This is a genomic window from Acinetobacter sp. HA (assembly GCF_000264725.1).
GTDB lineage: Bacteria > Pseudomonadota > Gammaproteobacteria > Pseudomonadales > Moraxellaceae > Acinetobacter > Acinetobacter schindleri.
This window is the reverse complement of the sequence record NZ_AJXD01000003.1, coordinates 55,397-78,341: the sequence shown is the minus strand read 5'-3', so window position 1 is coordinate 78,341 and position 22,945 is coordinate 55,397. Positions and strand designations below refer to the sequence as shown.

Genomic DNA, 22,945 nt, shown 5'->3' with positions numbered 1-22,945 from the left:
GCGGTGCAGTGCATGATTTCGAGTTGTTCAAACGCAATTTAAACCAGATTCCTTTTGGGGCTTTTATCCTTGCAGATAAAGGCTATCAGGGGATTTATGTGTTGTATCCGAATAGCCTGTTGCCATTAAAAGCCAAAAGACACTGTAAATTGGATCCTGAATTGAAAATCTATAATCAAGAAATCAATAAAAGAAGAATCGGAATTGAGCATGTATTTGGCAGCCTGAAAACCTTCAAAATCCTTGCTGAGCGTTATCGAAATAGAGGTAAAAGACTTGGTTTGAGATTCAATTTAATCGCTGGAATCTACAACTTGGAACTGAGCAAAAAATGATTTATGAAAGAGGTCTAATATAAAAAGGCAAACGATTAAAAAGCCTATTAAAAGTTTTAGCGTTAGACTAAATTTATCATCTTTTCTTTGCGTCATTCTCACCCCATAAAAATTTAATTATTATTAAAAAAGCTATGATAAAAAATTACTTCTTAAACCCATTAAGATAGTCTTATATGATTTAGCTTATAGTAGTAAAACTTTATCATAATTCTTCAAAATATATAAAAATTAAATAATGTTACCTCATACTTTGCTATTTCCTACTACAAAAGAAAAAGCCAACTGACCATGTCTAAATCAGTTGGCAAAAGTACAAACCTATTTTTCTAAGTTTTATTCAAAAATTATTTCGCGTCTTTCTTAAACTCTTTAAAGTCCGCTTTACGAATCATGGCATGAATACCTTTAGTTCTATCTACGACTTGCGATACTTCAAAATCAGTCGCAGCACTTAAATACGCATAAGCAATTTCTTCTGAAATCCCATATTCATCAACCAGAAAACGTACCGCTTCACGCGTTGATTTACGCATCGCTTCATCAAGGTCTTCATCCAAGCCCGGTGTAATCCAAAACTCATCAATTTCACCCAAAGGCTGCTTCAACGATTTACCTGGTATTTTATCACTCCCCGCTTTTAATACCGTAATTTTAAAGGTCGCACGTGCAGAACCTTCAAGTGCGGTTAATGCGACCTCACCATCACCTTGAACAAAATGACTATCACCCGTATAGAACAACGCACCCGGTACTTGAACTGGATAGTAAGCCGTTGCACCTGCGGTTAAATCATTAATATCAATGTTACCGCCATAGAACGATGGTGGCACAGAATGCACAGGGTCGCTCGTATTTGGTGCAACACCCATCGTGCCCATAAATGGATTCAATGGGAAACGAATTGCTTTGCCTGACTCGGTTTTTAAAACGCCTTCCCAAATACCCTCTTTATTCTTTTCAATTGGAGTAAAGATGGAAACATTGCCATAGGCTTCTGGGTTTGCAGGCGATGCATGATCATGCTTTTGACTCTTAGGAAACTCAGGCAATGTGCCTTTACCATGACGGTTTGAAATCACACCATAAGGCACACGTGGCTCAACTTTTAAAATCTCGACTTTTAAAATATCACCTGGCATCGCATCTTTCACATAGACAGGTCCGGTAATAATATGTGGACCATCTTTATGGAAATCGTGCTTTAACTTAGAACCTGTAATCAGTTTCGCTTCAGGCAAAATATGCTCAGGTTTCACACCTTTAGAAGTGAAATACTTTTCAGCATCACGTCCTTGGTCTTCAAGCAAGCCTTCATGCGAAACTGTATCAAAGGTAATAGTGCTGCCCGATGGAATGGTCAACACAGGTTTGGCATCTTTGTTAGGTAAATAGCCCCAAGTGATGGTATTCAAGGTGCTTGGAACATAGTAATTCCCTTTATATTCCCCACTTTTGAGTAAGACTGGTTTACTTTCAAGCTGTTTTAAAATTTTAAAATCTTCAGCTGCCGCATGTGCAGAAATAAAAGAAAAGCTTGCTGCAACAGCAAGAGACAAAGCTAAAGGTTTTAACATATGTTCAAATTCCATGAAAAATTAATGCAAGCTAACTTCATGCAATCCCAATGCCAATCTGGTACATACCTCATCATAAATATTCAAAATTTAATCATTTGATCGATCTATACTTCTTTGAATAAATTTCAATATAGGAAGCAGGTATATAAAGAGAGAAAAACCACATGTCCCTGAGATACATAAAATTACAATAAAACTTACTGAATAATTTCCTTAAACAGCAAGGTAACTCCCTCTTTATACCTTAGAAGTATTGACTATATACCGTGCAGGTTTTGGTTAATTTAAAGCCAGTATGCCATTCTAGAATATCCTTTTAACCATCTCCGATTCTTAAGGTTCTCCCCAGATATGAATATGTATAAGCGGCTTTGCCTTTGTCTTCCACTTGCGTTTGCCAGTCAGATGAGTCTGGCAGACTGGATTGATAATTCTGTGCAGAAAGCTGAAGCTCATACCATCAAGTTACGCCAGCATATCCACCAGCATCCTGAACTGGGCAATATGGAATTTAAAACCTCCGAACTGGTGCAAAGGGAACTGAAGTCCTATGGTATTGAGGTCCGCAAAGGTTATGCCAAGACTGGTGTGATTGGAGTTTTGAAAGGTGCAAAACCGGGTCCAGTCATGGCCCTGCGTGCAGATATGGATGCCTTACCCATCCAGGAAACTGCACCAGTATCATTCGCCAGCAAGCAAAAAGCGATTTATCAGGGCAAAGAAACCCATGTAATGCATGCCTGTGGTCATGATGCACATACTGCCATGCTCCTAGGGGCAGCCAAAGTTCTGGCCGCCAATAAAGATAAAATCGCAGGAACAGTGGTGTTTGTATTCCAGCCAGCTGAAGAAGGTGGTGCAGATATTGATAATTTCACCCATGGCGATCAGATTGGCTCACGCAAAATGATTGCCGATGGTGCCTTGAACAATCCAAAACCTGAAGTGATTTTCGGGATGCATGTCATGGCAGGTATGCCAAGTGGCAATATTTTCTATAAAGATGGTGTGATTTTAAATAGTGCCGATCATTTAAGCATTCAGGTGAATGGCAGTCAGGTACATGGCTCCATGCCTTGGGCAGGTAAAGACCCGATTTATGCCTCTGCCCAGATGGTGACCAATTTACAAAGTCTGATCAGCCGTAAAGCCAACCTGACTAAAGGGATGGGCGTGGTCAGTATTGGCAGCATACAGGGCGGCACAACCGGTAATGTCATTCCAGATCAGGTCAATATGGTCGGCACCATCCGCTCCAATAGTGAAGATGTGCGTCAAGGCATTTTAAAAGACTTGCCGAAAATGCTGGAACACAATGCTGCTGCCAACGATGTCAAGGTCAAGGTTGAAATCTCTCCCTATGCACCGGTCACCACCAATGATAAAACCTTGACTGCATTGATGCGCCCGACCTTAGCAAGCGTACATGGCGAAGATAAACTGCATGTTTTAGACAACAATGCCAGCGCTAGTGAAGATTTTGCTTACTATGGCCAGCTGATGCCATCCCTGTTTGTGTTTGTTGGAGCAACACCAGCTGATCAGGATATGAATCAGGCCGCACCAAACCATAACCCGAATTTCATTGTGGATGATGCGACCCTGAAAACTGGGGTCGAAAGCCATGTTCGCTTTATTCTGGACTATCCAAAAGTAGCTGAGCAGGTGCAGGCCAATTGGAAAAAGAAGAAATAATATGATGCATCTAAATGAATGAGTTTTTGGACTCATTCATTTTTTCATCTTTCGATACAACACTTTTTTATCTGTTCTGATTTAAACATCTGCTCTCTTCTCTTATATTCCGGAATAATCATAGGTAGATATTTACCGTACTATTTTCAGCTCCCCTTAGAAAGAAAATCAGTCTATGAACTTTTATAATAAAAAACAGATCAAAGCAATTAGAGTTTAGTGTTTAAATCAGAACAGGTGATTTACTTTCCTTTTGCTAGTGATTCTTAATGTTGTTCAATTAGTTTAATTAAAAACTGTATAAAATGAGATTAATTTATTTTAGCTATTATTTAATAGCATGCCATTCATCTATTTAAAAACTGTCTAAATAACTTGTATTTTCAAATATATTTTTGCTTCAACACCTCCTCTCTTATCGTCTAATATTCAAGCATGTTAAATATATTATAAGATTTAAAACTTTAATTCTTTATTACATATTATGCTTACTCTTTACCGTTCGCTACAAATCTTTTTTCTGAAGATATTGATCGGTCTATATAAACCTTTTAAATTAAAAAATGAGAAGCAATACTCACTTAAAATAAAAAGTGATTAAAATTCTTCAGAAAAAATATAAAGCTTAAACTGTCTATTCTGATTAAATTTTCTTCCATACATCCTTTTCAAAATACAAATAAAAATCAGCAGATAGGCATTCTAAGACTATAAAAAAGTATTCAATGAGGATTAAGTCATGAAAGTTTTCTTATTGGCGACCTGCGCTATTTTATATCCAGTAATAACTTCTGCCCAAGATGTCTGGGAGTGCAATAATGCAATTTTACAAAGTCTTTGCCCGCATCCAAATTGTATTAAAAACCCATCTAGTTCTTCACCAGATAAATTAACAATCTCAGTCAATCGTCATAAACATGTCTCCATCTGTGCCGAAAATGCCTGCTGGAATGGTGAAGCTTCAGTGACTTACGTTAACGCTCAACCTCTGCTTCAACTTCCTCAAATTCGCTGGGTAGATCGTGATCACCCTCATAATAGTCCAAGTTATGTACTGTCCATAAACCGCGATACGCAATCCATTTTCTTTAAAGGCGACCGTGATAATCATCCAGTTCAATGCAGGACTGTTTAAAAATTAATTGATTAGTTCTTATCGCTAGCAGTCTCTCTAATACCGCCTCTACAGGTAAAATTTTTCACGTCTTTGAAATCTTGTGCCATTGGTCAAAAAAGTCAGTATGCTAAACTGCCCAGCCTGATATCACTTGACTTGTAGCCTGATTTTGACAAATTCTAAGCTCAAAATTAGGTGCAGAAAGCAGCATTAATCTGCATGTAAAACCAATGGAAAAGCATTATGGCGAATAAATTTGAATTCAATATCCGCGTTTATATTGAAGACACAGACGCGGGTGGCATTGTCTATCACGCCAATCATATTCGCTTTATGGAACGTACACGTACCGAATGGCTGCGTGCATCAGGCATCAGCCACTACTGGCATCAAAAAGATTACAATTTTGTTGTACATAAAATTAACGTGAAATATTCGCGTCCTATTATGATGGATGACTTAATTACCGTCACTGCAAGTGTCGTTTCACTTAAAGCTTCATCTTTTGTATTGCAACAAAATATTTATCGTGGTGAAATCATGCTTGCATCGGGTGAGGTAGAGCTGGCCTGTATCGGCGCTGATATGCGTCCACGTCGCCTACCTGATGAAATACGCGACCTGATTCGAAAAGAATTGGAACAAGATTAAAAAAATGAATTGGCACATGTAAACACTATGGCAACCGAGTTAGCATCATCCCTACAAGTATCAGATCTTATTTTACAAGCAAGCCCTGTCGTACAACTGGTTATGCTGTCTCTTTTACTGGCATCTCTGTATAGCTGGTATCTGATTGCCAAGCTTTACATGGGCTACAAAAAAGCACAGGCAGAAGATGAACATTTTCAGAAGATCTTCTGGTCTGGCGCTGAACTGAATACGCTTTATAACAATGCTCAGCTGAACTCTAAACGTACTGGTCTGGAAGATATTTTCTATCAGGGCCTGGGTGAGTTTCTTAAACTGAAAAAACGCAATGCCTCTACTACCCAGTCGATTGAAGGCACTGAACGTATTCTGCGCGTGGGCTTAAGCCGTGATCAGGGTAGCCTGGAAAATGGCTTAGGTGCCTTGGCCAGTATCGGTTCAGTTGCGCCTTATGTCGGTCTGTTCGGTACAGTCTGGGGCATCATGAATGCTTTCATTGGTCTGGCAGATATGGATCAGGTCACGCTAGCAACTGTAGCGCCAGGCATTGCGGAAGCTTTAATTGCAACCGCAATTGGTTTATTTGCTGCCATTCCAGCAGTATTGGCATTCAACCATTACACAGCTAAAGGTGAAGCAGTTTATTCTGATCGTGCCCTGTTCGCAGAAGAAATGGTGGCCCTGTTACAACGTCAGTCACTTGGCCAGCCTCAGGACAATGACTAATGGCTATTCAACGTTCAGGACGCTTTGAGCGTATTAAAAAACCACTGAAAAGTGACATGAACGTCGTGCCTTATATTGACGTGATGTTGGTGCTTCTGGTGATTTTTATGGTGACGGCACCTATGATTACTACCGGTATTAAGGTTGATTTGCCACAAGCCAATAGCAATCCCATTCAAGCTGAGGACCGCCCTGCCATCGTGACTTTAGAAGCAGATGGTACGATTAAATTAGAAGATAAAAATCACGCAAATGATGTGTTAACGCTCGATGAATTAAAAACAGTCCTGACCAATGCACAAAATGAAGCACAGACTGCGAACAAACAGCTTAGCGTTTTGATTAATGGGAGTGAGACTCGTCCTTATGGCGAAGTCATGAAACTCATGTCTGCCCTACAGGATGCCGGTCTCGCACAAGTCGGCTTGCTTACCGCCCCTATAAAGTAATTTATGAAAGATTTCAAAAAGCCACCCTCTAAGCAGAAAGTGCTCGCGATTGGATTCACGATTGGAGTCCATACAGTCGCTTTGGTGGGATTACTTTATCTGGGGATGAGCAAACCGCCGGAACCGCCAAAACAGATTAAAACTGTCCTGGTAAATCCTGAAGACTTAAAACCGGTCACACGTGAAGAAACCGAGTTTGATGAAACTGCCCATGAAAATGTGGCAGAACAAATCACGCAGACTGCTGAGCCTACGGAAGCAGCCCCAGTAATTCCAACTGCTGCCCCGCCAGTGACGCCACCGGCACCAAAAGTAGATACTCAAAAGGCCGCACAAGAAGCGAAAGCCGCAGAAGCAGCACAACGCAAGGCTGAACAGCAAGCAGCAGAAGCAGCAAAACGTGCTGAGGCTGCAGAACAGGCCAAGGCAGCGGCTGCTAAAGCAAAAGCCGATGCTGCAAACAAATCAAAAGCTGAACAAGAAGCTGCCCGCCGTGCAGAACAGCAAGCTCAGCAGAAAGCAGTTGCTGCAGAAAAAGCAAAACTAGAAGCACAAAAGCGAGCTGACTTAGCAGCTAAACAGCAAGCGGATGCACAGGCGAAAGCCAAGGCTGAAGCTGCTGCTAAGGCAAAAGCCGATGCTGCTGCGAAAAATAAAGCTGCCGCTGATGCAAAAGCGAAAGCTGATGCCGAAGCAAAACGTAAGGCTGATGCTGCCGCGAAAGCCAGAGCAGATGCCGCTGCCAAGGAAAAATCGGATACCGCTGCAAAAGCGAAAGCCGATGCTGAGGCCAAACGCAAAGCAGAAGCAGATGCTAAAGCTAAAGCGGATGCCGCCGCCAAAAATAAAGCTGCTGCCGATGCGAAAGCTAAAGCGGATGCCGAAGCTAAAGCACAGGCTGAAGCTGAGGCAAAAGCTTCTGCTGCTAAACAGTCCGCTGAAGAAGCTACCCAGAAAAAAGCTGAAGCAAAACGGATTGCCTCTACAGCAAAACGCGACTTTGAAAATAAGATCAAGCGTGCCTGGGATACGCCTACTGGTTCTTCCGGTCAGAAAGCGACTGCCCGGGTTACCTTAAGTGACAGCGGTTCTGTGGTTTCTGTGATCGTGAATGCTAGCGATCCGGACATGAAAGCCAGTGTAGAAGCCGCAGTTCGTGCTGCTGCACCTTACCCGATGCCATCTGATCCAGATGCACGGCGTGAAGCCCGGAGTTTCACCTCTACCTTCACTGCACAATAAAAATTTAAGCCATAATCTGAAAAACAGTTATGGCTTTTATTTTTTTAAGTTAAACTTCAGCAAAAAGCGGCAAAATAATATTCACTTTTCACAGTGTTATAACAGTTTGATCATTGCTGAGTGGTTTCATTCAGCCAAATTCATGCGATGATGTAACGCAATCATATTCACAATAAATCCGTTGATTTGAGTAAATAACGAATGATGGAAAAAACGCGCAAACACTTACTCTGCCTTGCCATATTCGCTGCGCTGGGTACACTGACTGCAACACAATCACAGGCGCAACTGCATCTTGAAATTACTAAGGCCCCTGAAGCAGCTCCAAAGATTGCGATCGTGCCATTCAGTCAGGACCAGAGCATCTACCCGATTGTAGAAAATGACCTGAACCGTTCTGGCAAGTTTACTAGTGCTTCAAAAAACCTGCCGGCAACAGCAACCCTGAATAATCCGAATGCGGATGCCTGGGCGGCTGCAGGTGTCCCTTATGTGGTAACAGGCTCATCCAAAACCAATGCTGATGGTTCTTATGAAATTCAATATCAGCTCTATGATATTGAGAAAAAACAGTATCTATTGAATGAACTGTTAACAGTACCGGCTACACGTACCCGTCAAGCTGCTCACATGATCAGTGATGCCATTTTCCAGGCATTGACCGGTATTCCGGGCGATTTCAGCGGCCGTATTGCTTATGTACTGCGCAATCCTGCGACACCTGATCAGCGTTATACCCTGCAGATTGCTGATACCGATGGTGAACAACCAAAAACCATCCTGACTTCACGTGATCCAATCCTGTCCCCAGCCTGGACACCAGATGCGAAAAAGATTGCCTATGTTTCATTTGAAACCAAACGTCCGGCAATTTACCTACAAAATCTGGCAACTGGTCAACGTGAAAAATTGGCCAGCTTCCGTGGTCTCAATGGTGCGCCAAGTTTTTCCCCAGATGGTAAGAGCATGCTATTTACAGCTTCTATGCATGGCAATCCTGAAATCTATGAAATGAATCTGGAAACTCGCCAGTTAAAACGACTGACAAATGACTCAGCGATTGATACTGAGGCGCGTTATGCACCAGATGGCAAATCTTTTATTTTTACCTCTGACCGCGGCGGTTCACCACAGATCTATCGTTATGATTTTGCCAACAGTGCAACCAAGCGTCTTACTTTCCGTGGTGCTTTCAATGCTCGCGGTACTTTAAGCGCAGATGGTAAAAAACTGGCATTAGTTCACCGTCCAAGTGGCAGTAATTACAAAGTTGCCATTCAAGACTTGAATTCAGGTGTGAATAATATCCTCACGCCTACCAGTCTGGATGAATCACCAAGCTTCTCACCAAATGGTCAGATGGTAGTCTATGCAACACGTGAAGGTTCACGTGGGCTGCTATCGATCATGTCACTTGATGGCCGTTTCCGTATGAACCTGCCAAGTGAACAAGGTGAAGTTCGTGAACCAGCTTGGGCACCTAAATAATCCATTACTTCAACATACTCAAAACTTCATGGAGATGAAGATGAAAAAAGTACAATTATTCGCACTTCCATTACTGGCTGCTGCACTAGTGATGACTGGCTGTGCCAGCCGTAAACCGGCAACACAAACGCAAACTGGTGAACTTGGCACAGGTTCAGCAACAACTGTCGACACTCAAGGTTTGAGCGAAGATGCTGCACTAAATGCACAAAGCATGGCTGGTGCATCTTCTAAAGGTGTGACTGCTGAAAATAAAGCTTACCTGGCAAAACGTGTGGTGCACTTCGACTATGACAGTAGCGAACTGTCAAATGACGATCTTCTTACCCTGCAAGCCCATGCCCAATTCCTGATGGCAAATGCGAATTCACGTGTTGCTTTGACAGGTCACACCGATGAACGTGGTACACGTGAATACAACATGGCACTTGGTGAACGTCGTGCCAAAGCGGTAGAAAGCTTCCTGATAACAACTGGCGTGAATGCAGGTCAACTTGAAGCGGTGAGCTATGGTAAAGAAATGCCAGTGAATCCAGGTCATGACGAAAATGCCTGGAAAGAAAACCGTCGTGTAGAAATTAACTACGAAGCGGTTCCACCACTACTCAAATAAAACTGCCGGAACTGTTCTCAGTTCTGCAAATAAAAAAGCACTCATTGATGAGTGCTTTTTTTGAATGCGAAAAATATTTTAGTGTTGAGCTTCTTCGTCCTCGGGATGCTGCATCGACTCAATCATGTCGTGTTTATTGAACTCTTTATACTCCGGCTTAGCCTCATAAGCCTTCCAGGCTTCCTTCATCTTATCTTCAGAAATTTCATCTAAATTAATGGCTTCGCTCGGCGTAGGAGTCGCATCAAACTTTAATGTTGTCATATTTGTGCTCCTGAACCTATGTTTTCCTTTTAATCAACATAGCATTTTCTAGCGGACTTGCAAGTGTAAAATCATAGCAAATAGTCTCAGTTTAATTTTTCTTTTACCTCGTTCTCATCTAAAATATAGCCCAATTACATTTTTATCATTCTGATAAATTTTTATTCGGAGTTTTTCTGACATGTCTTACCTAAGCCTTTCCCAATTTTTACAGCAAAAAACTGGGAATCTCACACCTGAACTTGCACAAGTGATTGAAACAATTGCAAATACATGTAAGACAATTGATCAAGCACTGCAAAAAGGTGCATTGGCTGGCGTATTGGGCAGTGCTCAGCATGAGAACGTTCAGGGCGAAGAACAAAAAAAACTGGATGTCATCTCTAATGACTATTTGATCGATGCATTAAAAATTCATCCAAATGTAGGTGGTCTGGCATCTGAAGAACTGGATGAGTTCACTCCTGCACAGGAAAATGGTCAGTTCCTGGTATTGTTCGATCCACTTGATGGTTCAAGCAATATTGATATCAATATGTGTGTTGGCACCATCTTCTCGATTTTACCTGCTAAGAATGCTGTAACTCAGGCAGAAGACTTCATGCAAGCGGGTGTCAATCAGGTTGCAGCCGGTTATGTATTGTATGGTCCATCTACCATGATGGCACTGACTGTAGGTGCAGGTACAATCTTTTTCACTTTCGATCCAGAAACCCAGGAATTCCTGCTGACTTCTGAAAATATTCAGGTTGCTGCAGATACTAAAGAATATGCAATTAATGCATCAAACCAACGTCATTGGGAAGAACCTGTAAAACGTTATATCGATGAACTTCTTGCAGGCAAAACTGGTTCTCGTGAAAAAGACTTTAACATGCGCTGGGTTGCATGTATGGTAGGCGATATTCACCGTATCCTGTGCCGTAGCGGTATCTTCATGTATCCATATGACCTGAAAGATCCGAAAAAAGCTGGCCGTTTACGTCTGATGTATGAGGCAAATCCAATGAGTATGTTGATGGAACAGGCAGGTGGTGCATCTACGACTGGTCGTGTTCGCATTCTTGACATCCAGCCTACTGACTTGCATCAGCGTGTTCCAGTGATCATCGGTTCGAAAAACGAAGTTGCTCTTGTCACTAGCTACCATAACTAATATTTAAAAACGGCAGTTGGCGTTCTACTGACTGCCGTGGACTTCTCTCCCATGCCAACAATCTTCCTTGAATCTAAAGATAATCCTAAAATTAAGCACTTGCGTGGCTTGATTGAACAGAATTCGTATCGAAAAAAGCAAGGACAAACTGTGCTTGAAGGCACACACCTGTGTCTTGCATGGCTTCATGAAAGCAAGAAAATCAATTCTATTTTCACCACCGAACATGCCCTGCAACATCCGGACTTTGAGATCATTTTACAGAAATACACCGGTATCGTTTTCGTTATTGGTGAATCTTTATATAAAGACTTAAGTACATTAGGAACTTCGATTGCCTGCATGGCGATCGTGGATATTCCAAGCTCTAGCCAAGCATTGGATTACACCGCAGACACACTAATTCTTGAAAATGTTCAAGATCCGGGCAATGTTGGTACCCTGCTCCGCTCAGCTGCTGCGGCTGGCATTGATCAGATCATTTGTACCAAAGGTTCTGCATCGCTCTGGTCTCCACGGGTATTACGTGCAGGAATGGGTGCACATTTTTCTTTACAGTGTTTTGAAAATGTCACTTTAGAAGAAGTGCTTAATAACTTTAAGATTCCTGTTTATGTGACCAGCTCTCACCGTTCTAGCAGCTTATATAGCAAAGATTTGCGTAAGGCCTGTGTATGGATTCTGGGCAATGAAGGGCAAGGCGTTTCTGACTATGCACTGGAACATGCCGAAGCAGTTACTATCCCTCAACCAGGCGGTCAGGAATCACTGAATGTTGCCATTGCAGGTTCAATCTGTTTCTTTGAAATGGTCCGTCAACGTATCTGATCACACATTTAAGTTACTTTATTTTATTTCTCAGCGACCTGCATAAAAAATAGATTACACTAGAAAAAATAATCAAGTGTAATGTCAACCAAACCATTATTTTCAACGTTATATAGATATGTACTTGAAAATAATGGTGGGTATCCAATGACAGGATTTTCCATCTCTATGGATTTAGCGCCAAAACAGCTTCAGTCGCAAGATGCCAGTACTCTAAAGAGTACAGCTGAGTCACGCCTGAAGAATTTTATGCAAGACGTAACGGGTCGTGCATTGGTGATGATGGAAAGTGCAACCCAAAGCCAGCATGGCATTGCCATGGATCTGGTCCAGGAAGCGTTTATTTCCCTGCATAAATCCTATGCAGATCGATCCACTGAAGAATGGTATCCCCTGTTCTACACCATTTTAAATAATAAGTTACAGGACTGGCGACGTAAAGAAATGCGTCGTAATCAGCCATTTTCATTTTTTAAAAAGTTCAGCTCGATGACGATGATGCCGAACTCAATGATGTCGTCGATGAAGCAACGCCATCCCCATTAGAGTTTCTGGATCAAGCCGTTACAGCTGAAGAAATCCAGCAAGCCATTGCCCAATTGCCTGTTCGTCAACAACAGGCTTTCATGCTTCGTGCATGGGAAGGTTTTGATACGCATACCACCGCACAAATTATGAACTGCAGCGAAGGCAGTGTGAAAACTCACTATCACCGTGCAATCCAGGGTCTGCGTGCCTCACTTGCACATTTAAATCCATTTCTGGGAGGGTCATCCGAATGAATCAAGATGATTTCTTAAAAAAGTAACTTCCAAACTTGATGGTATGGCACAACAGCATAAGGACAAACCTGTTGTGATGAACCGTGTTCTTGAAGAAATTCAGGAGACCAAGCATTCTCGTTTTGCATTCTTCAAAATGTCAGGTTTTGCACTTGCAGCTGCCATTGCAGGTATTGTTGTTTTACCGAATGTCGCTAATCAAGAGGAGCCTCAAACCCAAGTCGTGTCCGTACCTAAGCTTTCACCCCAAATGGTTGAAGACTTGGAAATGTTAATGGTTTTAGGTGAGGACCAGGTTCCACATGGCAGCTAAAAAACTCGCACTCGCATTTTGTGCATTCGGCTTTCTTCAAACCAGCTTTGCCGGATTTGAGCGCTTTTGGATTTTTTCCGAAGATGCTGATACACAAGTCAATGAAACCTGGAATAGTCTTTCAGATGCAGAACAGGTCGCTTTAATTAAGCGTTATCAGACATTAAAAGAACTTCCTGCAGAGCAAAGCGTAAGCTTACAACAGCGCATGGACTGGTTTACCCAACTGCCTGAAACTGAAAAGCAAAAGATGCGCGAAACCTGGCAAAAAATGAGTTCTCATGAACGCAAAGAGTTAGCTTCACGTATGCAAAAAGCGACGCCTGAACAACGCCCTGCGATTCGTGAAGAATATTTCAACAAACATTTGATAGTTGCTGAAAACTAATTCTCCCAGCCCGACTATTAAAATTATTGCCAAAAATAAAAGATATTAAAAAAGCCTCAATTGAGGCTTTTTTATTGTTTCTATAACGCTTTAACTCTTGAATAAACGACGTGAACGATAAGCTGCAATGCCAAGCAGACCGAATAAAGCAATGATATTAATGGCACCACCACCGCTGCTCTCATTATTAGTATTTTTTGCACTATTTTTCAAATAAATTGTAGCAGGTTTAGATTTAGCCCCTTCTTCATCATACAAATAATATGTGATTGGATAATCAAATTGACTCAGATTATTTTTAACCTCAAATGTAATTTTCCCCCCATAACATTTATCTGTTAATGTTCCATCTACACATAAACCTTCACGTTCAGCTCGCATAGTAAGTACCGAACTATCAATTTTGTCAAAACGAATTGGCGTTGCTGTGTTACTTAAATTGATTGGCGTTTTTCTGAACTCTGGAGCAAGGTTATCTATTGGACCATCATCATCAAAGTCATTACTTAATGGATTAACTTCTACTCTTAGATTATTTTCTGGTCGAAGAGTATAAACATCATCTTTAGCTACTGGCGCGATATTATTGAAAGTGGCAGTCAGTATTCCTGAAGAACTTTCTGGAACTACACCATTACTATTAGATAACACCTCTGTGATGGTATATACACAAAATTCATTTAAGCCCGTTGGAGTTAAAGCTCCATCCTTACGGTAGAACATAATACGTTTTAGCTCCGGTACCCATTCACAAACCTGTTGATCATCTGGGTTAAAAGGAAATAAATTTGTTCCATCAGTGATATTCTCAGGTATTCTTCCTACACCTTTGGCCTGCGCACTGACTATGTATTGAGTACTCTCAAAAGGCTTGTTGCGTAATTCACCATTGATTTCAATTTGCTTAGGCAATGCTAATTCAAATGGATCAATATAAATCGCTCGATATTTTGCATATTTTTTTGTATTAGATGACAGAGCATTAAAATCATTGAGTTCAGCCTGAATTTGTAACTTTCTTGACGCATTCTCTGGATCATTTAGCATAACTTCTAACTGATTGATTCGATTATCATAAACAGCTAGCATTTCACTATAAGCAGTATTATTAAGAGATTGAATATCAGCTGCAGTTAGGCGCATCAGTTCAACAGAACCAATATCACAGGTATTGGCATTCTCTGGATTGAGCAATAATGTTCCATTCGAAACACGGAAAATTTCACGCTGATCACTTTCACTACAGTTAAGATGTCCAGCATTTACAAAATCTGTATTACTGTTTTTATCTATAGGGTAATACAGTGGCAAATATATATTATATGGAGAGGCAGGTTTATAATCCGAGAGCAATTCTGAACGTTCTATGGCTGCAGGGATGATGATGTTTTTCGTAGCCTCTGTTAAATAACTTGATGGAATTGTACAACTAGCATCCAATGCATTATTAGCGATAATCATTGTAATTGTCTGGTCTACTGTATTACCTCCATTTAAAGCATAGCTACAAGATTTACCTGTATTAAATGCCACAATATTGGAATGGCTTTGTTGCACAAAGATTTGAAATGCAAAGCGCCCCTAATTGAGCCAAATTTAAGGCGTAACTTGGGTAAGTGGGCGACCTAATTCCGTAAATCTGTTAAGGACTGCTACACGTGCATGGATCTCATTCACTTGGCTACCAAAACTCCTTGCGCTGAGTTTATCTCCTAATAATTTAATGCAGTGCATCTTAGTTTCAACCAAACTTCGCCGATGATAGCCTGACCATTTTTTCCATAGTGTCCTGCCTAAACGTTTAATTGTTCGAAGTAATTCATTTCGCTCTAGCGAGCTACTCTTTGTATCTTTCCATTGTTTCGCATTTTTTCTAGGTGGAATCACCGCATGCGCTTGCCGATCTGCAATGACCTGACGGCATTGCTTGGTGTCATAAGCTCCATCGGTATAAACAGAGTCAATCCGCTCATCTTGTGGAATCTGATCAAGTAAATCACCAAGCACCTGTGAATCACTGACATTATTGGTTGTAAGCTGAACTGCTCGTATTTGTAGGGTTTTGGCATCTATACCAATATGAAGTTTACGCCATTGGCGACGATATTCAGATCCATGTTTCTTGCGTTTCCATTCGCCCTCACCTAGAAACTTCATGCCTGTAGAGTCCATGAGTAGATGCAGCCCATCGCTACTTTTTTGGTAGCTGATTACAATATCAATATGCTTTTGTCTTCTACAAAGCGTGGTGTAATCTGGAGCTATCCAATTTAATCCGCAAAGTTTAATCAGACTTTGTACAAAGCCAGTAACCATACGTAAAGACAGACGAAATAAGGATTTAATCATTAAGCAGCATTGGATGGCTGCGTCGGAGTAGGTTTGATTTCGCCCTTGTTTGCCTTTTGATGGAGCATACCATTGCGTAGCAGGATCAAACCAAATGGCAATATTTCCGCGACTCATGAGTGCTCGGTTATATGCGGGCCAATTGGTTGTGCGGTAGATTTTGTGTGTAGGCTTCTTCATTTGAAAATTATATCGCTAAAAAAGCCTTTACAGATAGGTTTGTGCAACAAAGCCCATCAAACTTCACACCGATAGAATTACCAATAATTGTGGCATTATTAACAGCAATCCCATCAAGAATAGTAACTGCCGCACCTGTATTACCATATAGAGTAGAACTAAAAATATAGGATTGCGGTTTAGCCAATACATCTGTTTCTTCATTGGATAATACATCACGAGTATAAATATTGGATGAACGCGTATTTATATTGAAGGTGGTATTTTTAGCAATTACAGACTGTCGAATATCGAAGCTGGGTAGTTCACTATAAATAGCTCCTCCTTCATCTGCTTTATTATTCTCAAGCAAAGATTGCAGGATATAAAGGCTACCAATTTTACTTGGATCTGTTTTATCAGTACCAGCCACATAAATCGCACCACCTTCATTTGCCGTACCACCATATAATTTGACATGTCTTAGTGTAAGCTTGCCTTGGTTATAGATTAAACCTCCTTTAGATGATTTACAGCTATTAACCTTACATCCTTCTAAAGTCACTTCACGAAATTCAACCGCTACCTGCTTACTTATTCCCGAAATAATTTCAGTATTGGCAATATTGAATATGCCACCAAAAGTAGAAGCATCCAAATTATCAGCAACACGAATAATGGCATTGCTCAAGCCTTCAGCTCGATCATCACCAATATTTTTATCATAAACAGTACGGATATTTACTGAGTGCAATATCTGTAAGGGAGAGTTTAGTTTATAGATTTCTTTTTCTTTCAAAGTAATAATAGCGATTGGCGTGTTGTCTCCACAGCCCATATAAGGCTTATCCATCCCCTGATTAATATATTGCACGGCCTCACGTAGGGAACATTCTTTATCATCCCTGACGATATCTTCAGTGGTGGTGACGACAATTTCAGCACTGTATGCCTGCCCCATAATACATAGCAAAGCAATGCCTAAGCTCTTCTTGAGCATGACCTTCTCCTAATTTTTTATAATCTTTCTTTTTATTCTAAAATCGCATCATCCTAGCGATATTTGAATTATTTTGCTCTAATCTGTCATAATTTGAGTAATTACTCAAGAATTTTTATTATTTATCGATATTCGTCAATCAATGCATAAATCTGCCTTAAATTAGCATTACTCACTTTGAGTTTCTCACCCTTTAAAAGTTGAATAATCTGTTCAAGTGTTTGTAAAAGTACTGAGGTCTGATGCGGACCATGACTCAGCAGGTAATCAAAAATTTGCTGATCCAGATGAATCCCACGTCTATCCAATACTGATGATACCAAGGCAAAACGGTCAGCATAAAGACTTCCGTTCGGAACGCGCGTACTCACCGCTTGGGTCAAACGAGACTGTAAATCCGGTAATTCCAGCTTAAGTTCAATCGGAGCAAACCTTGAAGAAAAGACCAGCTGACCACCGCCTTCATTATTATAATTAATTAAGTGAAAAACTGCCTTTTGCCAGTGGGGTACGCCACTAATCGCTTCAATATCATCTAAAGCTACCAGATCATAGCGGTCAAGTGAGGTAATGGCTTCTGTAGGTGCATCCAAAAGTTCCAATAAAGAGACCTGAATTGCAGTTTTCCCCACTTCCAGATAAGAATCACAAATTGCAGAAAGCAAATGACTCTTACCTGTTCCCGCACCACCATAGACATAGAAACGATTAATCAGACCCGCATGGAGCTGGCGAATCGCATCAATTACATGTCCCCATCCCGGACCCGAAAAATCACTGATTCGGGCATCGAGCTGGGGTTCAATATCAAGTTGCAATTGACGCATATCTATTTTTTGGCCTATCCATCTTTAAGCTGGGTTTTTTCAATCTTACTCGATTTTTCATCTGCTTGCAGTGCTTTCTCATGAGGCGATTTCAGGTCAATATCTACATCTACATTAGGGGTTTCAATATTGATAGAGCCAGTAGAGGCCTTTTGGATGATGAGGGTTCTATTATCGTAGAGTGCACTTTTTTCATAGAATTCACGGGCATGACGCAGTAATACAACGATCACCGCAGCGACTGGCAAGGCAATCAGCATACCCAGGAATCCTGCCAGTTGAGCACCTGCCAATACGGCAAATACCACAGCGACTGGTGACAGGCCTATTTTATCGCCAAGCAGGAATGGTTGCAGGATATAGCCTTCTACCGCCTGACCTACCATGAATACAATGCCTACTAGAACCAGTTGCCACCAGTCAATTCCAAACTGGAATAAAGTCGCCACTACTGCTGCAATAATCCCAACTGCAAAACCCAGATACGGGATAATACTGCATAGGCCTGCGACCATCCCGATGATCAGGCCGATTTCCAGGCCAATCAATTGTAAACCGACGGCATAAACAACGCCTAGTAATACCATGACCAGAAATTGTCCTTTCACAAATGCACCCAAAACTTCGTGACATTCACCAACAACTTCCAAAGTACTACGCTCGTATGGACGTGGAATGAGTCGGCGCATGCTGTCGAGCATGCGTTCCCAGTCGAGCAGGAAATAAAAAGCAATGATAGGAATAAGAACAATTGTTCCACCAATCTGAATAAAACTGATCCCTGATTGTGCCAATTTCAAGGCCATTGCCTGAATGCTGTCGGCACTATAATTGGTCTGGACATAATCCATGACCACACTGGAAATCTGGTTGGTGTCAATTTCCATTGGCACGAGATTAAAAGTATCAGACAGCCACGGCAGGAAAGTATAATTGACCCAGTGAATTCCAGCAGGAATGCTGTCGCGGGCATACATTAACTGTTTCCACACCAACGGCACCAAGTACCACATGGCTAGGGTCAGCACCACCCCGATCCCGATAAAAACAATACTGATAGAGAGCCAGCGCGGCAGACCAATACGATGTAAACGATCAACCAAAGGACTAAATAGATAGGCGATAAAAAATGCGCCGACAAATGGAACAACAACAGGCTTAAGTAGGTATAACACCCAAATAATCAAGGCGATACCAGCCAAGATAAAAATGCGACGTAAGGTACGATCTACCATAAAGTCTTGCCTTTTCTCTATTAATCATTATAAAAAGTAAAATATTTGAATAAAGATAGCATTTTAGGACATAAATAACATAAGAGTTTCGTATATTCGGGTATAATCAGCGCCGCGAATGCGGAGACTTCATTATGAGCAACTCAACTTCTACCCCAAACACTGGTTTAAGCTACAAAGATGCAGGTGTCGATATTGAAGCGGGAGACGCGTTAGTCGACCGAATCAAGTCCGTCGCTAAGCGCACTAAACGTCCTGAAGTTATGGGCGGTCTTGGTGGCTTTGGTGCACTTTGTAAAATCCCTAAAGGTTATGAAGAACCTGTTCTCGTATCTGGCACTGATGGTGTTGGTACAAAATTACGTTTAGCATTGAATTTGAACCGTCATGACACAATTGGTCAGGATCTGGTTGCAATGTGTGTAAACGACCTTCTCGTTTGTGGTGCTGAACCACTGTTCTTCCTGGATTACTATGCAACTGGTCACTTGAATGTTGATGTCGCAGCAAATGTTGTTACTGGCATTGGTGCTGGCTGTGAACTTGCTGGTTGTGCATTGGTTGGCGGTGAAACTGCTGAAATGCCAGGCATGTATGAAGGCGAAGACTACGACCTTGCAGGTTTCTGTGTGGGTGTTGTTGAGCAAAGTAAAATTATTGATGGCTCTAAAGTTAAAGCAGGCGATGTGCTAGTTGGTGTTGCATCTTCAGGTGCACACTCAAATGGTTACTCACTACTTCGTAAAATTCTTGACGTGAAAAACGTTGATTTAAACCAGATCATCGATGGTCGACCACTTGCTGACGTAGCAATGGAACCAACACGTATTTATGTAAAACCGATTCTTGAATTGCTTAAACAGGTAGATGTGCATGCAATGGCACACATCACTGGTGGTGGTTTGCCAGGTAACCTGCCTCGCGTACTTCCAAACGGGGCTCAAGCAGTTGTGAATGAGTCTTCTTGGGAATGGCCTGAACTATTCAAGCTTCTTCAACGCGAAGGTGGTGTAGAACAGTTTGAAATGTATCGTACATTTAACTGCGGCGTAGGTATGGTACTTGTTGTTGACGCAGCAGATGCAGACAAGACTGTAGACGTACTGAACAGCCTTGGCGAAAAAGCATGGACGATGGGTCACATTGCGGACAATGCCGAGTCTGTAGAAGGCGCTGATGAAAAAATCCGTGTGATCTTCGCATAATCGCATGATTAAAATTGCTGTTCTTGTTTCAGGCAGTGGATCTAACCTGCAAGCCTTGATTGATGCCAATCTGTCAGGGCAAATTGTCGGCGTAATTTCCAACAAGCCTGAAGCTTATGCTTTAGCGCGTGCGCAAAAAGCTGGAATTCAGACTGCAGTCATTGAACACAAGCAGTATCCGAATCGTGAAGCCTTTGATGATGTAATGCATCAGCAACTGTTAGATTGGGATGTGGATTTAGTGATACTGGCAGGCTTTATGCGAATTTTAAGTGAAAAATTTGTTAAAGCCTGGGAAGGTAAAATGGTGAACATCCATCCTTCTCTCTTGCCGAATTACAAAGGTATGCACACGCATCAAAGGGTGCTGAATACTGGGGATACCCTGCACGGCTGTACCGTACATTATGTAACCGCTGAACTGGATGCTGGTCAGGCCTTGGCTCAAGGGGTTTTAAAAGTATCTCATCAAGATACGACACACTCTTTAGCTCAGCGCGTGCATGTACTGGAACATCTGATTTACCCGCAAGTGGTGGAATGGATCTGTACTGGTACGATTCAGCATACTGCTGCTGGCGTAATGTATCGCGGTGAGTTGATGCAGGAACCGGTTCAATTCTGCAAATTCTAAAGAATACACTGCATAAAAAAACGCATCCCCGGATGCGTTTTTTTATGTTTCACTTTTTTTACTTTAAAGACTGCTCTGCGATGAGCTGCTTGATCAGACCAACGACTTCATACGGTCTTTCTAAAGGAAACATGTGTCCACCTGGCGTTACCGTAAAGGGAATACCAAACTTCTTCTGAACCAGTCTTGGAAACTGTCTTTTATGAAACAGGCTTTCATTACCTACAACAAGATGCATCGGCAGTTTGACCTTTGCTTGCGGTAACCACCATAAGGATGGATTGGTACGAAAGATATTCACTTCGTCCATTTTGGGAATGGTCAGCTCAACCCCACCCCGCACTGGGTCATCTTTCAAGGCATGATCAATATAGGCTTGAAAACACTCCTGATCAAAATCTTTATAAAAGCCCTTTGAACGTAGTAATTCTGCTGCCTGCTCACGGGATTCCCAATGATCACGACGGCGTAAAGATAAAGCAGCAGGTGACATCGTATCCACAGCCTTTAGCTTGAATACTTTTGCCATATGCAGCATCAATGAAGACGGTCCCATAATCAAAGGTGGGTCCAGCATGATCACCTGCTCGAACAGTTCGGGCCGTTGACGAGCAGCCATCATGGTTAAGGCTCCACCTAGCGAATGCCCCAGACCAATCACCTGGCGACCTTGTGCTTGGCGTACGATACTGTCGATTACTTGCTGGGTCAGGCTATTCCAATGATTATCAATCGGATAACGTTTATCTGGACCCAGCAACGGCACATAGATAATGTCATACTCATCTTTTAGTCCATCAAACAGTTTCTGATAGACACGAGAAGGCACGCCATTGGCGTGCGCAAAATGAATAATTGGCTTCATTGCAGTTTGGTCTGACTTTCAGTACTGAGTTTCTGAGCGACCGAGCTGGCAATACCTTCACCTAGGGAAGCCCCCATACGGCCTAAGATAGACTCAAATGGGCTGTATTCAACGGTGTAGTTCAAGGCTTTATCAGTTTTCAGTTCACGCTTCAGGGTTTGTAAGCTACCGGTACGGTCAGCAATACCTAATTGTACTGCCTGTTCACCCGTCCAGAACAGGCCTGAGAAAATTGCAGGATCAGTTGATTTAAGCTTTGCTCCACGACCTTGTTTCACTGCATTGATAAAGTGAGCATGCACATTATCCAACACCCCTTGAACATGGGCTTTCTGTGCAGCATCAACCGGCTGGGTCATCGAAAGTAGTGCCTTATTTTCACCCGAAGTCATGGTACGGTCTTCCACGCCCAGTTTCTGCATCAGGTTACTCACGCCATAGTTCGGCATGATTACGCCAATTGAACCGACCAGACTCGATGGATTGACAATAATTTCATCTGCAGCAGAAGCAATATAATAAGCACCCGAAGCGCCAGTATCACCAATTACAGCATACAGCTTTTTCTGCGGATACTGCTTTTTCAGGTACTGAATTTCCTGCCAGATTTCATCAGATTGCACTGGTGACCCCCCTGGAGAATTGATATTCAGAACCACTGCTTTCGCCTGCTTACTTGCATAAGCTTTCTTCAGCGACTTGATGGTGTTGTTACTATTCACACTTTGCTTGTCTGATGCAATCGTGCCAATAATATCAACCACCGCCAGATGCTCATCTGATGTTTTAGTGGCATCAGTCGATGCTGTACTGCAGCTTTTGCCCATGGCAAGGATAATAAACAGCAAATAGGCAAACGTCAGGAATTTAAAGAAGATCCCCCAACGACGTGCGCGGCGCTGCTCTTCTATAGAGGCAAGTACCGCTTTTTCAAGCAGTTTCCACTCAGGTCCTGTCGGTTGCTGAGGTTGTGGCGTATTTTGTATTTGATTTTCAGGTTTTGGTGGCCAATCGGACATAAACAATCCAACACATAATTATATT

The 22,945-nt window shown here is 41.9% G+C and carries 23 protein-coding genes and 2 pseudogenes; 16 read left to right on the top strand and 9 right to left on the bottom strand.

Annotated elements, in window-relative coordinates:
• A partial coding sequence (locus HADU_RS00945; protein WP_008302450.1) for an IS5/IS1182 family transposase occupies window positions 1–335 on the top strand: 335 nt, incomplete at its 5' end.
• A 347-nt stretch (window positions 336–682) separates the two neighbouring features.
• Here the strand turns inward: HADU_RS00945 and HADU_RS00940 are convergent.
• Window positions 683–1,912 (bottom strand): acetamidase/formamidase family protein, encoded by a 1,230-nt coding sequence (locus HADU_RS00940; protein WP_034591992.1) that lies wholly within the window; start codon window positions 1,910–1,912, stop codon window positions 683–685.
• Window positions 1,913–2,272: 360 nt separating this feature from the next.
• On the opposite strand from HADU_RS00940, the gene HADU_RS00935 reads away from it, so the two are divergent.
• From HADU_RS00935 to pal, 8 genes are all read left to right on the top strand, one after another.
• Entirely contained in the window at window positions 2,273–3,610 is a 1,338-nt protein-coding gene (locus HADU_RS00935) for an amidohydrolase (protein ID WP_008302446.1), read from the top strand.
• Window positions 3,611–4,349: 739 nt separating this feature from the next.
• Entirely contained in the window at window positions 4,350–4,745 is a 396-nt protein-coding gene (locus HADU_RS00930) for a hypothetical protein (RefSeq protein WP_008302443.1), read from the top strand.
• Window positions 4,746–4,970: 225 nt separating this feature from the next.
• Window positions 4,971–5,378: a tol-pal system-associated acyl-CoA thioesterase gene (gene ybgC / locus HADU_RS00925; RefSeq protein ID WP_004892182.1), complete on the top strand. Its 408-nt coding sequence runs from the start codon at window positions 4,971–4,973 to the stop codon at window positions 5,376–5,378.
• 27 nt (window positions 5,379–5,405) lie between these two features.
• Window positions 5,406–6,104 carry a protein TolQ gene (gene tolQ / locus HADU_RS00920; protein ID WP_004892180.1) on the top strand — a complete coding sequence of 233 codons (699 nt, stop codon included), beginning with the start codon at window positions 5,406–5,408 and terminating at the stop codon, window positions 6,102–6,104.
• Entirely contained in the window at window positions 6,104–6,553 is a 450-nt protein-coding gene (gene tolR / locus HADU_RS00915) for a protein TolR (protein ID WP_004815110.1), read from the top strand. The genes tolQ and tolR overlap by 1 nt, the downstream gene beginning before the upstream one ends.
• 3 nt (window positions 6,554–6,556) lie before the next feature.
• Entirely contained in the window at window positions 6,557–7,795 is a 1,239-nt protein-coding gene (tolA, locus tag HADU_RS00910) for a cell envelope integrity protein TolA (protein ID WP_008302438.1), read from the top strand.
• Window positions 7,796–7,999: 204 nt separating this feature from the next.
• A complete protein-coding gene (tolB, locus tag HADU_RS00905; RefSeq protein WP_008302437.1) occupies window positions 8,000–9,283 on the top strand; it encodes a Tol-Pal system beta propeller repeat protein TolB in 1,284 nt (427 codons plus the stop codon).
• Between the two features lie 40 nt (window positions 9,284–9,323).
• The gene (pal, locus tag HADU_RS00900; RefSeq protein ID WP_004815103.1) at window positions 9,324–9,896 is read left to right on the top strand and encodes a peptidoglycan-associated lipoprotein Pal; all 573 of its coding nucleotides are present in this window, start codon (window positions 9,324–9,326) and stop codon (window positions 9,894–9,896) included.
• A gap of 78 nt (window positions 9,897–9,974) precedes the next feature.
• On the opposite strand, the gene HADU_RS00895 is transcribed toward pal, so the two are convergent.
• Window positions 9,975–10,160: an NF038105 family protein gene (locus tag HADU_RS00895; RefSeq protein ID WP_004815102.1), complete on the bottom strand. Its 186-nt coding sequence runs from the start codon at window positions 10,158–10,160 to the stop codon at window positions 9,975–9,977.
• Between the two features lie 181 nt (window positions 10,161–10,341).
• Here HADU_RS00895 and HADU_RS00890 point away from each other — a divergent pair, with 181 nt between their 5' ends.
• The 5 genes and pseudogenes from HADU_RS00890 (at window position 10,342) to HADU_RS00870 (ending at window position 13,627) form a co-directional block, all read left to right on the top strand.
• Window positions 10,342–11,316 (top strand): class 1 fructose-bisphosphatase, encoded by a 975-nt coding sequence (locus tag HADU_RS00890; RefSeq protein ID WP_008302435.1) that lies wholly within the window; start codon window positions 10,342–10,344, stop codon window positions 11,314–11,316.
• A gap of 51 nt (window positions 11,317–11,367) precedes the next feature.
• A complete protein-coding gene (locus tag HADU_RS00885) occupies window positions 11,368–12,144 on the top strand; it encodes a TrmH family RNA methyltransferase (RefSeq protein WP_008302432.1) in 777 nt (258 codons plus the stop codon).
• 168 nt (window positions 12,145–12,312) lie between these two features.
• Window positions 12,313–12,926 (top strand): annotated as a pseudogene (locus HADU_RS00880) (RNA polymerase sigma factor).
• Window positions 12,923–13,239 (top strand): annotated as a pseudogene (locus tag HADU_RS00875) (hypothetical protein). Before HADU_RS00880 ends, HADU_RS00875 begins: the two co-directional pseudogenes overlap by 4 nt.
• Window positions 13,229–13,627, top strand: coding sequence for a DUF3106 domain-containing protein (locus tag HADU_RS00870; RefSeq protein ID WP_008302428.1), 399 nt, complete (start codon window positions 13,229–13,231; stop codon window positions 13,625–13,627). The pseudogene HADU_RS00875 and the gene HADU_RS00870 overlap by 11 nt, the downstream one beginning before the upstream one ends.
• A 90-nt stretch (window positions 13,628–13,717) precedes the next feature.
• Here HADU_RS00870 and HADU_RS00865 read toward each other — a convergent pair whose 3' ends face one another.
• From HADU_RS00865 to cxpE, 5 genes are all read right to left on the bottom strand, one after another.
• Window positions 13,718–15,184, bottom strand: a complete 1,467-nt coding sequence (locus HADU_RS00865) for a hypothetical protein (protein ID WP_008302426.1) — start codon at window positions 15,182–15,184, stop codon at window positions 13,718–13,720.
• Window positions 15,185–15,223: 39 nt separating this feature from the next.
• A complete protein-coding gene (locus tag HADU_RS00860; protein WP_008302424.1) occupies window positions 15,224–16,156 on the bottom strand; it encodes an IS5 family transposase in 933 nt (310 codons plus the stop codon).
• Between the two features lie 7 nt (window positions 16,157–16,163).
• The gene (locus tag HADU_RS00855; RefSeq protein WP_008302419.1) at window positions 16,164–17,135 is read right to left on the bottom strand and encodes a CSLREA domain-containing protein; all 972 of its coding nucleotides are present in this window, start codon (window positions 17,133–17,135) and stop codon (window positions 16,164–16,166) included.
• 122 nt (window positions 17,136–17,257) lie between these two features.
• Entirely contained in the window at window positions 17,258–17,962 is a 705-nt protein-coding gene (gene hda, locus HADU_RS00850) for a DnaA regulatory inactivator Hda (RefSeq protein ID WP_004815088.1), read from the bottom strand.
• 14 nt (window positions 17,963–17,976) lie between these two features.
• Window positions 17,977–19,197, bottom strand: a complete 1,221-nt coding sequence (gene cxpE / locus HADU_RS00845; protein ID WP_004815086.1) for a chloramphenicol efflux transporter CxpE — start codon at window positions 19,195–19,197, stop codon at window positions 17,977–17,979.
• A 134-nt stretch (window positions 19,198–19,331) separates the two neighbouring features.
• Here cxpE and purM point away from each other — a divergent pair, with 134 nt between their 5' ends.
• Complete coding sequence (gene purM, locus HADU_RS00840; RefSeq protein ID WP_004892154.1) at window positions 19,332–20,402, top strand: phosphoribosylformylglycinamidine cyclo-ligase; 1,071 nt, start codon at window positions 19,332–19,334, stop codon at window positions 20,400–20,402.
• A 4-nt stretch (window positions 20,403–20,406) separates the two neighbouring features.
• On the top strand, window positions 20,407–21,036 hold the full coding sequence (gene purN / locus HADU_RS00835; RefSeq protein WP_008302413.1) for a phosphoribosylglycinamide formyltransferase: 630 nt from the start codon (window positions 20,407–20,409) through the stop codon (window positions 21,034–21,036).
• Between the two features lie 58 nt (window positions 21,037–21,094).
• On the opposite strand, the gene HADU_RS00830 is transcribed toward purN, so the two are convergent.
• Window positions 21,095–21,901, bottom strand: coding sequence for an alpha/beta fold hydrolase (locus tag HADU_RS00830; RefSeq protein ID WP_008302411.1), 807 nt, complete (start codon window positions 21,899–21,901; stop codon window positions 21,095–21,097).
• On the bottom strand, window positions 21,898–22,920 hold the full coding sequence (sppA, locus tag HADU_RS00825) for a signal peptide peptidase SppA (RefSeq protein ID WP_008302409.1): 1,023 nt from the start codon (window positions 22,918–22,920) through the stop codon (window positions 21,898–21,900). The genes HADU_RS00830 and sppA overlap by 4 nt, the downstream gene beginning before the upstream one ends.
• Window positions 22,921–22,945: the final 25 nt, after the last annotated feature.

What these genes read in the sequence shown, in the direction of transcription:
- hda (WP_004815088.1), bottom strand. Translation starts at nt 17,962, where the DNA reads ATGCGTCAATTGCAACTTGATATTGAACCCCAGCTCGATGCCCGAATC.
- HADU_RS00890 (WP_008302435.1), top strand. Translation starts at nt 10,342, where the DNA reads ATGTCTTACCTAAGCCTTTCCCAATTTTTACAGCAAAAAACTGGGAAT.
- tolQ (WP_004892180.1), top strand. Translation starts at nt 5,406, where the DNA reads ATGGCAACCGAGTTAGCATCATCCCTACAAGTATCAGATCTTATTTTA.
- HADU_RS00870 (WP_008302428.1), top strand. Translation starts at nt 13,229, where the DNA reads ATGGCAGCTAAAAAACTCGCACTCGCATTTTGTGCATTCGGCTTTCTT.
- HADU_RS00860 (WP_008302424.1), bottom strand. Translation starts at nt 16,156, where the DNA reads ATGAAGAAGCCTACACACAAAATCTACCGCACAACCAATTGGCCCGCA.
- HADU_RS00930 (WP_008302443.1), top strand. Translation starts at nt 4,350, where the DNA reads ATGAAAGTTTTCTTATTGGCGACCTGCGCTATTTTATATCCAGTAATA.
- cxpE (WP_004815086.1), bottom strand. Translation starts at nt 19,197, where the DNA reads ATGGTAGATCGTACCTTACGTCGCATTTTTATCTTGGCTGGTATCGCC.
- HADU_RS00940 (WP_034591992.1), bottom strand. Translation starts at nt 1,912, where the DNA reads ATGTTAAAACCTTTAGCTTTGTCTCTTGCTGTTGCAGCAAGCTTTTCT.
- ybgC (WP_004892182.1), top strand. Translation starts at nt 4,971, where the DNA reads ATGGCGAATAAATTTGAATTCAATATCCGCGTTTATATTGAAGACACA.
- HADU_RS00855 (WP_008302419.1), bottom strand. Translation starts at nt 17,135, where the DNA reads ATGCTCAAGAAGAGCTTAGGCATTGCTTTGCTATGTATTATGGGGCAG.
- purN (WP_008302413.1), top strand. Translation starts at nt 20,407, where the DNA reads ATGATTAAAATTGCTGTTCTTGTTTCAGGCAGTGGATCTAACCTGCAA.
- tolB (WP_008302437.1), top strand. Translation starts at nt 8,000, where the DNA reads ATGGAAAAAACGCGCAAACACTTACTCTGCCTTGCCATATTCGCTGCG.
- pal (WP_004815103.1), top strand. Translation starts at nt 9,324, where the DNA reads ATGAAAAAAGTACAATTATTCGCACTTCCATTACTGGCTGCTGCACTA.
- HADU_RS00830 (WP_008302411.1), bottom strand. Translation starts at nt 21,901, where the DNA reads ATGAAGCCAATTATTCATTTTGCGCACGCCAATGGCGTGCCTTCTCGT.
- tolR (WP_004815110.1), top strand. Translation starts at nt 6,104, where the DNA reads ATGGCTATTCAACGTTCAGGACGCTTTGAGCGTATTAAAAAACCACTG.
- HADU_RS00895 (WP_004815102.1), bottom strand. Translation starts at nt 10,160, where the DNA reads ATGACAACATTAAAGTTTGATGCGACTCCTACGCCGAGCGAAGCCATT.
- tolA (WP_008302438.1), top strand. Translation starts at nt 6,557, where the DNA reads ATGAAAGATTTCAAAAAGCCACCCTCTAAGCAGAAAGTGCTCGCGATT.
- HADU_RS00885 (WP_008302432.1), top strand. Translation starts at nt 11,368, where the DNA reads ATGCCAACAATCTTCCTTGAATCTAAAGATAATCCTAAAATTAAGCAC.
- HADU_RS00935 (WP_008302446.1), top strand. Translation starts at nt 2,273, where the DNA reads ATGTATAAGCGGCTTTGCCTTTGTCTTCCACTTGCGTTTGCCAGTCAG.
- sppA (WP_008302409.1), bottom strand. Translation starts at nt 22,920, where the DNA reads ATGTCCGATTGGCCACCAAAACCTGAAAATCAAATACAAAATACGCCA.
- purM (WP_004892154.1), top strand. Translation starts at nt 19,332, where the DNA reads ATGAGCAACTCAACTTCTACCCCAAACACTGGTTTAAGCTACAAAGAT.